12 protein-coding genes are annotated in these 15,216 nt (G+C 48.8%); 6 read left to right on the top strand and 6 right to left on the bottom strand.

Going from position 1 to position 15,216, the window contains the following annotated elements:
- From WBV27_RS07260 to WBV27_RS07250, 3 genes are all read right to left on the bottom strand, one after another.
- Window positions 1–617, bottom strand: a 617-nt coding sequence (locus tag WBV27_RS07260) for a GntR family transcriptional regulator (protein ID WP_424200731.1), incomplete at its 3' end; no start/stop codon positions are given.
- A 179-nt stretch (window positions 618–796) separates the two neighbouring features.
- Window positions 797–2,125, bottom strand: a complete 1,329-nt coding sequence (gene celB / locus WBV27_RS07255; protein WP_424200729.1) for a PTS cellobiose transporter subunit IIC — start codon at window positions 2,123–2,125, stop codon at window positions 797–799.
- 25 nt (window positions 2,126–2,150) lie between these two features.
- Entirely contained in the window at window positions 2,151–3,545 is a 1,395-nt protein-coding gene (locus WBV27_RS07250) for a glycoside hydrolase family 1 protein (RefSeq protein ID WP_424200727.1), read from the bottom strand.
- Between the two features lie 186 nt (window positions 3,546–3,731).
- On the opposite strand from WBV27_RS07250, the gene WBV27_RS07245 reads away from it, so the two are divergent.
- From WBV27_RS07245 to aroD, 4 genes are all read left to right on the top strand, one after another.
- Window positions 3,732–4,655 (top strand): Gfo/Idh/MocA family protein, encoded by a 924-nt coding sequence (locus WBV27_RS07245; RefSeq protein WP_424200725.1) that lies wholly within the window; start codon window positions 3,732–3,734, stop codon window positions 4,653–4,655.
- A 106-nt stretch (window positions 4,656–4,761) separates the two neighbouring features.
- Complete coding sequence (locus WBV27_RS07240) at window positions 4,762–6,147, top strand: MATE family efflux transporter (RefSeq protein ID WP_424200723.1); 1,386 nt, start codon at window positions 4,762–4,764, stop codon at window positions 6,145–6,147.
- A gap of 138 nt (window positions 6,148–6,285) precedes the next feature.
- The gene (gene tkt / locus WBV27_RS07235) at window positions 6,286–8,289 is read left to right on the top strand and encodes a transketolase (RefSeq protein WP_424200721.1); all 2,004 of its coding nucleotides are present in this window, start codon (window positions 6,286–6,288) and stop codon (window positions 8,287–8,289) included.
- 247 nt (window positions 8,290–8,536) lie between these two features.
- Window positions 8,537–9,316, top strand: a complete 780-nt coding sequence (gene aroD / locus WBV27_RS07230) for a type I 3-dehydroquinate dehydratase (protein WP_424200719.1) — start codon at window positions 8,537–8,539, stop codon at window positions 9,314–9,316.
- 287 nt (window positions 9,317–9,603) lie between these two features.
- Here aroD and WBV27_RS07225 read toward each other — a convergent pair whose 3' ends face one another.
- Window positions 9,604–10,581, bottom strand: coding sequence for an aldo/keto reductase family protein (locus WBV27_RS07225; protein WP_407434012.1), 978 nt, complete (start codon window positions 10,579–10,581; stop codon window positions 9,604–9,606).
- Window positions 10,582–10,794: 213 nt separating this feature from the next.
- Here WBV27_RS07225 and WBV27_RS07220 point away from each other — a divergent pair, with 213 nt between their 5' ends.
- Window positions 10,795–11,694, top strand: a complete 900-nt coding sequence (locus tag WBV27_RS07220) for an aldo/keto reductase (RefSeq protein ID WP_424200717.1) — start codon at window positions 10,795–10,797, stop codon at window positions 11,692–11,694.
- A gap of 271 nt (window positions 11,695–11,965) precedes the next feature.
- A complete protein-coding gene (locus WBV27_RS07215) occupies window positions 11,966–13,363 on the top strand; it encodes a 6-phospho-beta-glucosidase (protein WP_424200715.1) in 1,398 nt (465 codons plus the stop codon).
- 241 nt (window positions 13,364–13,604) lie between these two features.
- Here WBV27_RS07215 and WBV27_RS07210 read toward each other — a convergent pair whose 3' ends face one another.
- Both WBV27_RS07210 and WBV27_RS07205 read right to left on the bottom strand, forming a co-directional pair.
- Complete coding sequence (locus tag WBV27_RS07210) at window positions 13,605–14,465, bottom strand: DegV family protein (RefSeq protein ID WP_424200733.1); 861 nt, start codon at window positions 14,463–14,465, stop codon at window positions 13,605–13,607.
- Window positions 14,455–15,030, bottom strand: coding sequence for a DUF1836 domain-containing protein (locus tag WBV27_RS07205; protein WP_424200713.1), 576 nt, complete (start codon window positions 15,028–15,030; stop codon window positions 14,455–14,457). The genes WBV27_RS07210 and WBV27_RS07205 overlap by 11 nt, the downstream gene beginning before the upstream one ends.
- Window positions 15,031–15,216 lie beyond the last annotated feature (186 nt).

The following is a 15,216-nucleotide window of genomic DNA, read 5'->3' as shown; positions in this document are numbered from 1 at the left end:
ACTTGCTCCACTTCAAGGATCGGCGTATATTGATCGCACTCAAGTTCCTGCCAATCCAGTTCATTGGATCGGTCGGCGTGGATTTTTCGGTAGGCGCCGCCGATTTTCAGTTTCAACGTATCGCGGATGTGGTCGTAGATGGAACGGTGGATGATGTCCTCCGTCAGGTCCTTCACCAATCCAGCCACATAGTAGGTGTTTTCAAGTATATACGGTTTGTCGTCGATGATCCGTAGCCGCTGCAGATGGTAGACAGGCTGATTATCTTCGAGCATTAACAAGGCTTGGATGGTCTTGGGAGGAAACATGATATCAAAAAGGATGATTTTGCTCTTTACAGCCTTATTCGGGAACTGTTTGGATAAGCCAGCATATTCATCTGCTTTGGAATCTCCGCTGTTCCAGAGGGCGCTCTTGATGACGAAGGTTCCGACACCCCGTTTGCGGAAAATAAGTCCCTCCATTGCGATCATGTCGATGGCTTTCTTTAAGGTCATCCGGCTGACGCCGAATTCTTCCGCCAGAGCGATCTGGTCCGGGAGCATTTCATCTTCCGCGTATTCGCCATCAGCGATGCGGCGCCGCAATTCATCCGCTATTTCTTCATATTTTTTCATTACTGTCGATCCTCCCGGAAATTACACGATTTCATTCCCCATTATACCGTAATGGCTAGACTTGAAACAAGTTAACCTTTACATTTGGCTGATTAAGGAAAGGCAAATGGCCCGAAGCAGTTTGCCTCGGGCCATTTGCTCGGAAAGATCAGAGAATGTAGTTTCCGGAATGAATCAGTTTAGTTTTTTGATTGCGCGCCTTGCAAGGGAGTGCGGTCAGATGCCTGCGTGTCTTCCTCGAAAGTTAGTGCCAAATTCGCTTTGTCGACAACCTTCAGGAATGGATACCACATCACTCCGACGATTACGAAGTCGATCAGTTGCAGCACGCCCCCCATAACGGAGTTGGTGGCCATCATACCGCTGAAGAATAACGGAACAGTCCACGGAACCGTTACGCCAGTTGGAGTAGGGAACAAACCGGATGCCATTGATAAGTAGTTTACGGTCGTTACGATTAAAGGTGTCAAAATCCAAGGGATAGCGATGGATGCGTTCAATACAATCGGTAATCCGAAGATGACGGGTTCGTTAACGTTGAACAAGCCAGGTCCGATCGCCAAACGACCGATGTCCTTCATTTGACGGCTCTTCATGACGAATGCCATCAAGATGACTACCATCAACGTCATACCGGAACCACCCAGACCGACTGTGAATGTTTCCATGAATGGCTTTGTGATGATGTGCGGCAGTGCTTCGCCAGCTTTAAAAGCATCCAAGTTTTCCAAAGCCAAGGTGTTCCAGATCGGATCCATGACGGAGTTGACGATGATTTGGCCATGTAAGCCGAAGAACCAAAGGATTTGCACGAAGAACAGAGAAACCAAAGTAGCAGGCAAGCTGCTTCCCAATCCGACAAGCGGTTTTTGGATGACTGTGTAGATGACATCATGCAAGTTTGTTGTAAAGACGCCAGAAACCAATGCATTAAGCATCAGGAAAACGGTGAGTGTAGAAATTGCCGGAATCAGGGCACCGAATGAGCGGGCAACGGCATCAGGAACACCTTCAGGCATTTTGATGACGATCCCTTTTTTGGTGATTCGCACATAAATCTCAGCTGCGATGAAGGCAGCCAACATGCCGATGAACATCCCTTTAGCGCCTAAGCGATCCAAAGAAAGGGCGCCGCTGACTTCAGCACCGTCTGCTGTTGTAAAGTTGAAGGGTGTCAAAATCAAGTAAGAAGATAATGAAACAGCTCCTCCGAAGATGCCATCTTCATCATAAGAACGGGTCAGGTAATACCCGATACCGAACGTGATGAAAATCGTCATGATGGACATGGTCGCATTTTGCCCGTTTCCGAACAGGCCGCCCAAAGTCCCTTTCAGATCATCGCTCCAGAACGGCAGGTTGTTCAATACAACGACGATCGAACCGAACATCGTCAGTGGGAAAGAAAGCATAAAAGCGTCACGCAATACTGCTAAGTATCTGTTTGAGCCGAGCTTGCCGGCAAGGGGAGTCAATTTTTCGGCTAAATTATCAATAAAATTATTCATTGGTCATTTTCCTCTCTTAGAAAACTTATGCGTCAAAACCATTGTTGTCTGAAACTTGTTTAAACCAGTAACCACTTTTCTTGATTGTGCGTTTTCCTTCTTCCGCCAGATCGACCGCAATGAACCCGTAGCGGTTTTTGTAGGCGTTTGTCCAGGACCAGTTATCCATGCACGTCCACATATGGTAACCTTTCACGTTGCAACCCTCCTGCAACGCTTGATGGACATATTTCAGATGATCTTGGACAAATTCGATACGGTAATCATCTTCGATCATGCCATCCGCGTTGATGAAGCGCTCTTCGCCTTCCACACCCATCCCGTTTTCGGAAATGTAGCAGGGCAGGTTTCCGTAGTTGTCACGGACGTTGATCAGGCAATCGTAAATGCCTTTTTCGTAGATTTCCCAGCCGCGGTATGGATTCATTTTGCGTTCCGGCCAGATGTAATTGTCGAAGTAATCATCCGGCATCGGCTTGTCGGACAAGCGTTCCGTGCTTTCTTTTTTCATGATGCGTCTTGGCTGATAGTAATTGATCCCCAGAATGTCGATGGTATTTTGTTTGATGAGTTCTAATTCCGATTGCGTATATTCCGGTAGGTAATCCAATTCCTTCAACAGCGAAACCAAATCTTCGGGGAAGGTGCCTTTGATGGCAGGGTCCAAGAAGGAACGGTTGAAGAAGGCATCAGCGAGACGGGCTGCCTTGACGTCTTCAGGATCATTCTCATTGCGCGGATAACTAGGCGTCAGATTGAGGATGATGCCGATTTGCCCGTCAAGGTTCATTTCATGATAAATTTTGATGGCTTTTGCGCTTGACAACGTTTCGTGATAAGCGACTTGAGCGGCTTTTTTCATATCCACGACACTAGGGTAGTGGAATTGGTAGAGATAGCCGCCTTCGACCGGAACAATCGGTTCATTGTGGGTGAACCATTTTTTTACGCGGTCGCCGAACAGTTCGAAGCAGATGCGCGCGTAATCCGCATAGGCATCCACGACTTCTTTGCTTTCCCAGCCTCCTTTCTGTTGTAATGACAACGGCATATCAAAGTGATAAAGATTCATGAAAGGTTCGATGCCGTTGGCCAACAGCTCGTCGATGTAACTATTGTAAAACGCCACCGCCTCAGGATTCACTGCGCCGATCCCATCCGGAATCAGACGGCTCCATTGAATGGAGGTTCGGTACGTCGTGTGTCCCGTTTTTTTCATGAGTGCTATATCTTCTTTGTAGCGATTGTATACGTAGGATGTGTCTTCAGGACCGACTTGATTGAAGAACAGCTCTGGGTTCTGTTTGTACCAATGATCCCAGATGCTGTCTCCCTTGCCGTCTCCGGCAACCGTGCCCTCTGTCTGCGGTCCGCTTGCTGCCGATCCCCACCAAAAACCTGCAGGAAATTCGTATTTCATCTAAACAACTCCTTTTCTATGTCTATACATAACTTCAAACAGAATTATACAAAACAAAAAAAGAAAATGCAATCGATTTCAAAGAAAAATATATATTTTTATTATTTCTCAATTATTTCCGCCTTTTAGCGAGAATTCGCAACGAGATTATGGTATAAAAAGAACAAACAGGTTTGGAGGAGATAGATGATGAAAATTGGAGTCATCGGTTTAGGCAACATTGCGCAAAAGGCGTATCTCCCGGTTATGGTCGAGATGCAGGATGAGGTGGAATGGCATCTGTGCTCGCGGAACAGAGAGAAGCTGGAAGCTGTTGGGGAAAAATTTGGCTTCCAGCATTTGTATACTTCGATTGAGGAATGGTTGGACAGCGGCATCGAAGCTGCTTTTGTGCATGTAGCTACCGCTGCCCATGCGGAAATCATCCGCAAGTTGCTGGAGAGCGGCATTTCGGTTTATGTGGACAAGCCCATCAGTGATGATCCGAAAGAGACAAAGGAACTGATCGAGTTGGCGGACGCTAAGGGCTTGCTCCTTACTGCTGGCTTCAATCGCCGTTTTGCTCCGATGGTGGAACGGTTGAAAGGGATTCCTGACAAAAAGATGATCCTGATTCAGAAGGATCGCGTGAAGAATGTTGAGCCGGTCCGCTTCGCCGTCTACGATTTGTTCATCCATATCGCGGATACCGCTTTGTACTTGTTGGATGATGAGGTGGTGTCGGTGCAATCGCATCTGGTCGAAAACGAAGGGGAATTGAAACGGCTATGGCTGATGCTCGAAACGAAGAGCACCACTTGTTTCGTTTCGATGAACTATGAAGCGGGAGCCAATCAGGAAGTCATGGAAGTCCAAAGTCCTGAGGGGATCGCGCGCGTCCTGAATTTGACCGATATGACCATCGAACAAAAAAATGGCAAGCAGCAAATTGCTTTCGGCGATTGGGAAGGGACGCTCCGCAAAAGAGGATTCGCACCGTTGATCGCTGCGTTTGTTGAGGGAGTAAAAAATCATGAAAATCCAGTCTCCACAGAATCAAGCTATCTGAGCCACTCGCTGTGCGAGAAAATACTCGCCGACAACGACTTCGGAAACAAGCCAAACGAATAGAATGGGGTTATTGTAGGTACAAATTACGTGTTTTTGTTAATTTGTTCGTACACATCTGGTATAATGTAAATCAGCAAGGCATAGGATCATCAAATGGAGGTGAAGGATGACAAAAGATATGACTGCCGGCAGTCCTCTGAAGCTGCTCGTGCTGTTCTCGGTTCCGATGCTGATAGGGAACATATTCCAACAAGTATATAGCTTAGCGGACACAATCATCATCGGCAGGACATTGGGGGTGGACGGACTGGCGGCCATCGGTTCGGTAGGTGGGGTGCTCTTCTTTATCCATGGATTCGGAGTCGGGGTCACTTCGGGTTTAGGGATCGTCATAGCGCAGCGTTTTGGCACGAAAAATGAGGAGCGGATACGGAAGAGCATCACAGTAAGCGTCTCGATAACACTCATCATGACTGTCCTCATAACCCTCCTGAGTGTTTTTTTCGCTGAAGATATCCTGTTGTACATGGATACGCCGGCAGAAATAAGCCAGGAAGCCGAAGCCTACTTTTTGGTTTTGATGTGGGGTTCGGTGGCGATCATGGTATTCAATTTGCTGAGCAACATCCTGCGTTCGCTGGGTGACAGCAAACTGCCACTGATCATCCTGGTGATTTCTTCCATATTGAATGTGGCATTGGATTATGTGTTCATTGTCGGGTTTTCTATGGGGGTCGCAGGAGCGGCGCTGGCGACTGTTGCGTCGCAATTGTTCGCCAGTTTTCTCTGTTTCGTATACATAAGGAAGAAAATGGCGATTCTGCGTTTCTCCAGAGAAGATTGGCACATGCAGCCTACGGACTTCTCGTTGCCGTTGAAAATTTCGCTCCCTATCGGTCTGCAAGCCTCCATCATTTCGATCGGGTTGATTGTATTGCAGAAAAGTCTGAATGGATTTGGCCCGGAAGCGGTCGGTGGATATGCCATCGCCCAAAAATTGGACATCATGGCGACGCTGCCGATAGCCTCCATTGGTATCGCGATGGCGACTTTCGCAGCCCAAAACTATGGAGCGGGGTTGTACTCGCGTATTTGGGCAGGCGCCCGCATCAGTTTGCTGCTGTCTTTTGTCTACAGCATCCTGTTGGGAGGAGCGCTTTTGTTCTTCGGGACGGATCTCATCCGGCTGTTGTTCAATCAGAATGATCCGGCCGTATTGGCGTATGCGCATACGTATTTTGTTGCCACGGCCAGCTTCTATCTTGTATTGACGACGTTGATCATCTTGCGGTATACGCTGCAAGGGGTTGGGGACAACGCTGCGCCTACCTTTGGGGGTGTGATGGAGATGGTCGCACGCATCCTCGTTCCGTTGGGATTTTCCGGTCTGCTAGGCTACCAGGCTGTCGCCTTTGCCAATCCCATTGCTTGGGCGGGGGCTGCCGTTCCTATGATGTACGCTTATCGTCAGTTGAAAAGAAAATTGACTTTATTGGAAGAGAACAGATGCAAGGAAGCCGACGGTGAGCGATTGGTTGAATTGTCGGATTGATAATCCATTATTGCTGCATATCTAAGTTAATAAACCGATATAAACCGATTCGGAATATGTTATAATAAGATTAAATCATGATTGTAAAAGTTGGTTGAGGAGTTCAATACTAGATTCACTATCTTGAGGAGGAAAAAAATGTTTGATCAAATTGATGAGTTAGCAGTTAATGCAGTACGTACACTTAGCATAGACGCCGTACAGAAGGCCAATTCAGGGCATCCTGGTTTGCCGATGGGAGCCGCTCCGATGGCCTACGCGCTTTGGACAAAACATTTGAAAGTCAACCCTAAGAACAGTTTGTGGGCAGACCGTGACCGTTTCGTATTATCGGCTGGACATGGGTCATCCATGTTGTACAGCTTGTTGCACTTATCCGGATTCAATGTGAGCCTGGACGACGTGAAGAACTTCCGCCAATTCGGCAGCAAGACACCTGGACACCCGGAAGTGCATGACACGGACGGCGTGGAAGCAACAACTGGTCCTTTGGGCCAAGGGATCGCCAATGCGGTCGGTTTCGCGATGGCGGAAGCGCACTTGGCTGCTACCTACAACAAAGAAAACTTCCCTGTTGTGGATCACTACACTTATTTCCTGAACGGCGACGGCGATCTGATGGAAGGCATCTCCCATGAAGCAGCCAGCTTGGCTGGCCACCTGAAATTGGGCAAACTGATCGGTTTGTATGACTCCAACGATATCTCCTTGGATGGACCGACTTCGAAATCATTCACTGAAGATGTAGCTGCCCGTTTTGAAGCCTACGGTTGGCAACATATCCTGGTGAAGGACGGCAATGATCTGGAAGCCATCTCCAAAGCCATCGAAGAAGCGAAAGCTGAAACCGAAAAACCAACTTTGATCGAAATCAAAACCATCATCGGCTTTGGTGCTCCTGACGCTGGAACGCATAAAGTGCATGGCGCTCCCCTTGGAGCGGAAGGCGTTTCCTTCGCTAAAGCGGCTTACGGCTGTGCGGACGAAGCTTTCTGCGTACCGGCTGAAGTGACAACCCGTTTCGACGAAACAATGGTTGCAGAAGGCCAAAAAGCGGAAGCGGCATGGACAGCGATGTTCAACGACTACAAAGCAGCTTATCCAGAATTAGCGCAACAATTCGAAGCTGCCATCGAAGGTAAATTACCTGAAGGCTGGCAAGACAAACTGCCGACTTATGAAGTGGGTAGCGCAGCCAAAGCTAGCCGTGTGACCAGTGCTGAAGCAATCCAAGCATTGGGTGAAGCTGTACCTTATTTCTGGGGCGGTTCTGCGGACTTATCTTCTTCAAACAACACAATGATCAAATCGGCAAGCGATTTTGAGCCGGGCAACTATGCCGGCCGCAATATCTGGTACGGTGTGCGCGAATTCGCGATGGCCGCTATCATGAACGGCATCGTTCTGCATGGCGGAACCAGAACGTATGTAGGAACATTCTTCGTCTTCACTGACTACTTGCGCCCAGCAATGCGTTTGGCTGCCATCTCGCACTTGCCTGGCACTTACGTGATGACGCATGACTCAATCGCGGTCGGCGAAGACGGCCCGACGCATGAGCCAGTGGAACACTTGTCCAGCTACCGCGGCATGCCGAACTTGACGGTTCTGCGTCCGGCCGACGGCAATGAAGTCAGTGCTGCATGGGAAATCGCAGTGTCTTCAGCGGACAAACCAACGATGTTGGTGCTGACGCGCCAAAACTTGCCTGTTTTGGAAGGCACAAAAGAAATGGCCCGTGAAGGCGTGAAGAAGGGTGCTTACGTGCTTTCTCCACAACAAGGCGAAACGCCTGCCGGCATCCTGATCGCAACCGGTTCGGAAGTGAGCATGGCTGTGGAAGCGCAGCAACAATTGCGTGAAGCTGGAGTGGACGTCTCTGTTGTCTCCATGCCGAGTTTCGATCTGTTCGAAGCGCAGGATGCTGCCTACAAAGAAACAGTCTTGCCTGGCGCAGTCCGCAACCGCATGTCCATCGAAATGGGCGCGACCTTCGGCTGGGAACGTTATGTCGGCTTGGATGGATTGGCTTACGGCATCGATACTTACGGCGCAAGCGGCAACGGCAACGTGGTAATGGCGGAATATGGCTTCACTACTGAAAAAGTGGTTGCAGCCTATCAAGCGAAGTTCGCAAAATAAACTTCTTTTAGACTAGTCAATGTCAAAAAAAGCTGTCATCTGTTCCGTTTGGGAGCGGGTGGCAGCTTTTTGTGTCCTGATGTGCCCGGTATGTTTCAAAATAGAAATAGATTTAAACAATGGACAGATCTAAAAGTTCCGTAAAGTGCTCTATGATTTTGACATGATTAACGATAAAATGGGAAGTATCATATACTCGTAAGTTCAGCTTCCTTTGACCGGAAAGTTTAAGGAAGAGGAGACCGGAATGCGCCATGGAGGGGATACACCAGTGAAAACCGTTCAAGTGAAAGATGTCGTCTTCAACGAAGGCAGGCCGAAAATCTGCGTGCCGTTGGTAGGGAAAACAAAACAGGAAATCATTAAGGAAGTCAAAAGGCTAGAAAACGTTGCTTTCGATCTGGCGGAGTTGCGCATCGATTTTTTCGAAGATGTAGAGCATCCCGAACAGGTCGGGGCATTATTGTCTGAAATCAACAGCATCTACAAAAAGCCGTTGTTGTTCACGTTCCGAACAAAAAAAGAGGGCGGAGAGCGCGAGCTGAGTCTGAAAAGCTATTTTGCATTGAACCGTTTCGCGATCCGGAGCGGATTGGTGGACATGGTCGATCTCGAACTGTTCAGTTCTGAAGAAGAAGTGAACAGATTGATTGCCGAAGCGAATGATAAAAATGTGAAAGTCGTTCTGTCGAGCCACGATTTTTTCCGTACGCCCCCTAAAGAGGAAATCGTCGCAAGATTGGTGAAGATGCAGGAACTCGGGGCGGATATCACGAAGATTGCGGTCATGCCGCAAAGCGAGGAAGATGTCCTGACGCTGCTGGCGGCGACGTTGGAAATGAAAAAAGCGAAAGCTGACCGCCCGTGCATCACGATGTCGATGGGCAAATACGGCGTCATTTCGCGGTTGGCAGGAGAACTGTTCGGTTCGTGCCTGACTTTTGCGGCGGCAAAAGAGATTTCCGCACCCGGCCAGGTGTCTGTCCGCGATGTCCGTTCCATCCTGGAAATTTTAGCGTTGGATTGAGAGCCAGCGGACGGAGCAGAGCGGTTCGGAACTTTCGGATTTCCGCTCAGCTCCGGTGAAGCTTTGCTTGCCGGAGCACGCCGGTCGTCATCTGCCGCAACTACGGCGAGAGCTTCCTCATCGGAGAAGGCAAGCAAAAATGTGGGCCGTACTCCTACGAAGACTCCGTTCGCCGGAGTTCACATTTTTTTTTCGATTGGAGAACAAATGGAGAAGAACAGCAAAAAGGCCACCATCAAAGGTGGCCTCTTTCTGTGTCCTGGTATCCAGAACGATTCAATATACGCTCAACTTCTAGGTTTGAAGCTGCTCACTTTCAATAAAATTTGGTTGATGCCAAGCAGCAGTTCGTCCGTCAATTCGATATCAACCGACTTGATGTTATCCTCGATCTGTTCCGGACGGCTGGCGCCGATGATGGCGGAGCTGACGCCGGGTTGGCGCAGAATCCAGGCCAGAGCCAGTTGAGGCATGGTTATTTCCAATTCATGCGCGATGGCTTCGATTTCCCCGACTGCTTCCAACAGGGACTCGTTTTCCAGATACTTTTGCATCGTGCTGTTCAGCTTGCTGTTGGCGGCACGGCTGCCTTCCGGAACTTGTTGGCCGGATTTGTACTTGCCGGTCAGGATGCCTTGTCCCAATGGGGAAAAGACGACTTGGCCCATGCCGTTGGCGACGGAGACGGGGAGCACATCGACCTCGATATAGCGCTCGATCATATTGTAAATCGGTTGGTTGGAAACGAGTGGCCGGAAATTATGCTGTTTTGCGATCTGGTGGGCTTCCTGGATTTTGTCGGCTGGCCATTCGCTGACGCCGGCATAAAGGATCTTTCCTTGACGCTGCAGATCATCGAGCGCCCAGAGCGTTTCCTCCATCGGGACGCTCGGATCGTAACGGTGACATTGGTAAAGGTCCAGATAATCCATATCCAAGCGTTTCAGGCTGGCGTCGCAGGATTCGATGATGTGTTTGCGCGACAAGCCCCTGTCGTTCGGGCCGTCACCCATCGGGAAATAGACTTTGCTGGCGACGACCAAACTGGAGCGCCGATAGTCCTTCAGCACTTTTCCGAGCACAGTCTCAGCAGCGCCCTTTTCATAAACGTTGGCTGTGTCGAAAAAGTTGATGCCTGCTTCATATGCCGTTCGGATGCACTCCTCCGCTGTTTGATCCGCTACCGATTTTCCGTACGTCAACCAACTGCCCAGTGCGATTTCGCTGACGCGCAAACCACTTTTTCCTAGATTCCTGTATTTCATCCATTCGTCCTCCTTGATTCATTTAATCCGACTTTGACGATTTGCAGAATAGTTTTATATCCTTATCATAAGCCACAAAAATGAAATCGCCAAAGGAAAAGGCCACCGAATCGAAAGAAATGGAAGCGCTGTGATTATTTTTGTATTAACTACAAAAAAAGGTATACTTGATGTAAGGAATATTGTCGAAAACAGAAAGGATGGTGTCTGTAAATGACGAACATAGACGAACATACAATGGCGTCTCTGCAGAGGGAAAATGCCAATCGGATGGTGGCGTTGCCGGATGGCAGCATGATGCCGCAAGTGGGGCAAGGAACATGGTATTTGGGGGAAGATCCTGAAAAAAGGCAAGAGGAAATCGAGGCTTTGCGTTTAGGTGTGCAACTGGGCATGACCCTTATCGATACAGCTGAAATGTATGGGGACGGGAAGTCGGAGCACTTGGTGGGTGAAGCGATCAAAGGCATCCGCGACCAGGTTTACCTTGTTTCCAAAGTGTATCCCCATCGGGCCAGCCGGAATGAAATTTTGGCTGCCTGTGCCGAGAGTTTGCGCAGATTGGATACGGACCATTTGGATCTCTATCTGCTGCATTGGCGCGGAAGTGTGCCTTTGTCGCAAACGATAGCCGGAATGGAACAGCTGAAGGCGGAAGGGAAAATCGGCAGATGGGGCGTTTCCAATTTCGATATCCATGATATGCAGAATCTCTTGTCGATGGAGCACGGGAACCAATGCCAAGTCAATCAGGTCTTGTATCATTTGGGCTCCCGCGGAATAGAGTACGATTTGCTGAAATGGCAACGGGAGCATAACATTCCGATCATGGCCTACTCGCCTTTAGCTCAAGGAGGCCGCTTGCGCGGGCAATTGTTGGAGAGCGAAGAAGTGCAGCGCATCGCCAAAAAACACGGTGTCGAAGCGATCCAGATCATTCTGGCGTGGTGTATCATCCAGCCGGACGTTGCAGCGATACCGCGATCTTCCAACCCTGAGCACACGTATCTCAATGCCCAAGCTTCCAAAATCCGTCTGGATGACGAAGATCTGAAACTGCTGGACAAAAGGTTCCCGGCACCCGCTCGCAAAACGGCGCTGGATATCCTTTGAGGATGAAACAAACTGTTTCATTTCTGAAACGAAAATCATAATAGGGAACCTGCAATCAAAATGTAAGGGGATTCTCCGGATGCGCCGGGGTTGTGCTATCATAAACTCAGGAAGCGAAAAGCCCTTTCACGGACGCTTGGAATGAAAGCCTTTCCTGACCGGGTGTTGAGGACATTAGCCGTTTTTGCCAGGGAATGCATTGTCACGACAGAATTTTTGAGCCGGCTGAGCCGGAAAGCAAAAAAGTAACCAAAAATAGGAGGAAGCATGCATGTCGAAAGAAGCTTTGAAGATTGTAACGATTGGTGGAGGTTCCAGTTATACACCGGAATTGATTGAAGGATACATCTTAAGAAAAGATGAATTGCCTATCAAAGAAATTTGGTTGGTGGATATCGAAGCAGGTAAGGAAAAACTGGAGATCGTCGGCGCAATGGCGAAACGCCAAGTCGAGGCGGCTGGTTTGGACTGGGAAGTCCACTTAACATTGGATCGTTTCAATGCTTTGAAAGATGCAGATTTCGTAACGACGCAATTCCGTGTAGGTTTACTGAATGCTCGTATCAAAGATGAGCGCATCCCATTGTCCCATGGTGTTTTGGGTCAAGAAACCAATGGTGCAGGCGGTATGTTCAAAGCTTTCCGTACGATTCCGATCATCGGCCAGATCATTGCGGATATGAGAGTGCAATGTCCGGATGCATGGTTGATCAACTTTACGAACCCTGCAGGTATGGTGACTGAAGCAGCCATCAAACATTTCGGTTGGAAGAAAACAATCGGCCTATGCAATGTTCCGATCGGACACCGCAAAGTCGCAGCAGAAAAATTAGCGATTCCTGAAGATGAATTATTATTCAAATTTGCCGGAATCAACCACTTCCACTGGCACCGTGTCTGGGATGACAAGGGCGCTGAACGCACAGATGAAGTGATCGATATGGTTTACGGACCGCAAAAAACCGAAGATGAAAACCATCTGAAGAACATCCACAGTGCGCAATTCCACTATGAGCAATTGAAGGATCTGGGAATGCTTCCTTGCGGATACCACCGTTATTACTATATCGAAGATGAAATGTTGAAACATTCCATCGAAGAGTTCGAAAAAGGCGAAACGCGTGCGCAAGTCGTCAAGGCAACTGAAACGCGCTTGTTCGAGCTTTACAAAGATCCAGCTTTGAACTACAAGCCGGAAGAATTATCGCAACGCGGCGGTACGCACTACAGCGATGCAGCCTGCGAAGTGATCGCGTCGATCCAAAACGACAAACGCACGGACATGGTCGTATCAACAGCGAACAACGGTACGATCCAAGATATGCCTTATGATTGCGTCGTAGAAGTTTCCGCCTTGATCACAGCCCATGGAGCAGAACCATACAACTGGGGCGAAATGCCTTCAGCGGCCCGTGGCTTATTGCAAGGCATGAAAGCGATGGAAGAAACAGTCATCCGTGCAGCCATCACAGGCAGCTATGGTGCGGCATTGCAAGCATTCACAATCAACCCGCTTGTGCCGGGCGGTACAACGGCTAAGACTTTGTTGGATGAATTATTGTATGCACACAAAGAGCACTTGCCACAATTCGCAGAGAAAATCGCTGAAATCGAAGCAAACCAACCGGAAACAGTTGCTTACGTCGATGAATTGATGAAATCAAACTAAAAAACAGATAGCATAAAAAGAGTGGCTGCCATTTCGGGCAGCCACTCTTTTTTGTTGTTAAACTCCGGAGAACGGAGGCTTCCCCGGAGTTCGCCCGACATTTTGGTTGTGTTCTCCGATGAGGGAACCTTCGCCGTAGTTGAGGCGGATCATCACCGATGTCCTCCGGCGAAGGTGGCCTGGCCGGAGCTACGGCCGAATTCCGCCGCTGTTCTCCGGCTAGGCGGATCATCACTCTCTTTTAGTCCTCCAACACCATGATGCCGACTCCGAGCAGACCGGGTCCGGTGTGGACACCCAATACCGGGGAAATTTGACCTTCGGCGTAGATTTTGGCGCCGGCGACCAGATCCTTCAGCTGTTCTTTCATAACGAGCATCTCTTCGTAGGCATCCCCATGGCAAATCGACAAGTAGTAATTTTTGTGCTGACCCAGTTTTTCGCGGGTCATATCGATCAGTTTCTGGATGCTTTGTTTGCGGCCGCGCACTTTTGCGACCGTATCGTAGATGCCTTCTTCGTTGCAGGAGATGATCGGTTTGATGTTCAAGGCGCTTCCCAGGATCCCGGAGACTTTACCGATGCGGCCGCCTTTCATCAGGTACTCCAAGGTGCCGACTCCGAACAGGATGGTGGACTTTTTCACGGCTGCTTGTGTTTTCGAAACGACTTCATCGAACGGAAGTCCCGCTTCGATCTGCTCGGCAGCGTAAAGCGCCACAAATCCTGAGGCGATGGCGATATTCAGCGTGTCGATGACGACGATCTGCATATCCTGGATATCGTCCGCCAACAATTTGATGGCTTGGCAGGTGCCGCTCAAGCCGCTGGAAATGGCGGATACGATCACTTGATCGAAGCCGTCCGCCTTGATCTTGGCGAAAGTTTCGGCAATCGTTTCCGGCAAAGGCAGGCTTGTCTTCGGAATCTCTTCCTGGAATCTTTCGTAGACCTGCTCCGGTGTGATGTCGACCCGATCGCGATAGCTCGCATCTTTATAATTGATCATCAGCGGCAAGGTGTAGATATGGTATTTGTCGAGCAGCTCCTGCGGAATATCGTTGCAGGAATCGGCCAAGACGGCAATGGAATTAGCTTTCATCATTAGTATTCTCCCCTTTATTGGATGCGTGACTGACGCCATCGACCAATATGATTTTTTGTGTCAATAATTTCGAAGCAAGCGACAGCGTGATCATATTCAAAGCGATGTTTTCGCTGTGGATATCCTCCAAGGTATAGGTGAAATGCTCTTTCTTGTCGAGATCGCGGAAGAGCATCCGGAAGGCATACTCCAATTCCTGGCAGAAGGTGTCGTAGGCGATCTGGAATCCGCGGATGGAGACTTGCAGTTCCAGGCCTTTTTTCACCTCTGACAACGGCAATACCTGCTTGAGCAAAGTGATGACGATCAATTGGGCGATGTGGGTTTTGAAATATTTCTTTTTCTCTGGTTTATCGATCAGCTGCAGTTTTACGTAATTATTGATCATAGCCGGTGTGATGATGCGCTCTTCCTGGGTGGCGTTCAGGAAACTCAATTGCTTTTCGATGATGGCGATCACTTGGTCGCTGTAGAGGCCAAAATCAGGCAGCTCGTCAAATCGGATGAACGTCAAGTCGAGCAGCTGTTGCTGATATTCTTCCAATTCTGGTTTAAGCTTCACGGGAAAACCTGCTTTCTGAACTAAAGAAAATTTAATCTAGTTTTCGATACTAGATGTAATGCTTTTGGTTACTAGATAAATGTACCAGTATTCGACAGAAAATTCAATTCCGAAGGCTCGGCGCTGATAGGATAAGACTATTAAAAAAAGAAGCCATTTTCAGGCTTCTTTCCAGTCATCATATTC

This window comes from Trichococcus sp. (assembly GCF_049589555.1).
Classification (GTDB): domain Bacteria; phylum Bacillota; class Bacilli; order Lactobacillales; family Aerococcaceae; genus Trichococcus.
This window is presented reverse-complemented; position numbering and strand designations above follow the sequence as displayed.